Consider the following 1,098-nt stretch of genomic DNA (forward strand, 5'->3'; position numbering starts at 1 on the left):
TGAATTCGCGGTTAACCCTTCCTCCTACACTCTCCACAATCATGTCCGAGCGTTGCACTTATTATCTGAATTCGCGTTCATCATTTATATCCTTTGTCGTTTATGGTGTTTAAGGCAAAAAAATCCCCTGGCGCTGGCGCACCAATAAAACAATGTGTCTGACTGGTTATTTCACTTAATATTGAGGGCTGTTATTTGGCTAACAAATTTACTCCATTCTGGTGTTATAAATTCCTCAGGGAAAAGAAAAGGTTCTCTTTCCTCTTCGGTCCATATATTTTGAGAAAACTTACCTGACTCTGTTCGTTGAAGTTTCTGAATTTCCCACAGTGCAGCGGCCGGAAGTATCTTTCCTTCTCTCAGCGCATCCAGTAAATAACCGGATGCATAAAATGTGTCGAAACTGTTGAGAATATGCGCTCTGAAGAGAATGTTGCTCATACTCAGGAATGAATTAAGTTGTGTTTTATAAGCACCTGAAGATGGACAATGCCCGATACATTCAACTACACGAATTGTTGTGTTATTAACGGTTTTATAGCGCCGAATAAAAATGAAAACATGTCCGGATTCGTCTTTGATATCTCCTGAGTTGTATTGATTCTCTCTGACCAGGAATATGTCAGGACGGGTCAGGTTGTCGTCAGATGTATATTCCTGAATTCTTTTTTTAATTATCATGGCAACCTGAATCCATTCGCTGAAAGCGGTCAGGTACACTGGCCGGGGATCACTTCCTTCCAGCCATCTGGTACTTACACAGAACCAGTCAGATAGCTGTTTCAGCAAAGGTGCAGTTAAGTAATCCATCGTTCTTTCACGGCTTTCCAGAACGCTCAGACCGATATTCCAGTCCGAGAGCAGGCGAGCCACGTCCAGTACCGACAGGCGGTGCTCATCCATCAGCAGCCAGAACCGTTCCTGGATATGTGTGATCACAGCCTGTCGGGGGATAAGCGTCTCGCGCATGATACCCTCGACGAGAATATTGACCAGTTCAGCTGATGAAATACCCAGGCGTCCGAGCCTGTACATAAAATTGTGTAATTGCCTGATTTTGATATGTTCAATCCAACATCAAAAGCAGGTTAATTTATG

1 pseudogene is annotated in these 1,098 nt (G+C 43.4%); it reads right to left on the reverse strand.

The features are described from left to right. Positions 1-171: 171 nt before the first annotated feature. Positions 172-1,023: pseudogene (locus tag ACSZPU_RS25865) on the reverse strand (hypothetical protein); the annotation flags it as partial. Positions 1,024-1,098 lie beyond the last annotated feature (75 nt).

The organism is Phytobacter sp. V69 (assembly GCF_965644215.1).
Classification (GTDB): domain Bacteria; phylum Pseudomonadota; class Gammaproteobacteria; order Enterobacterales; family Enterobacteriaceae; genus Phytobacter.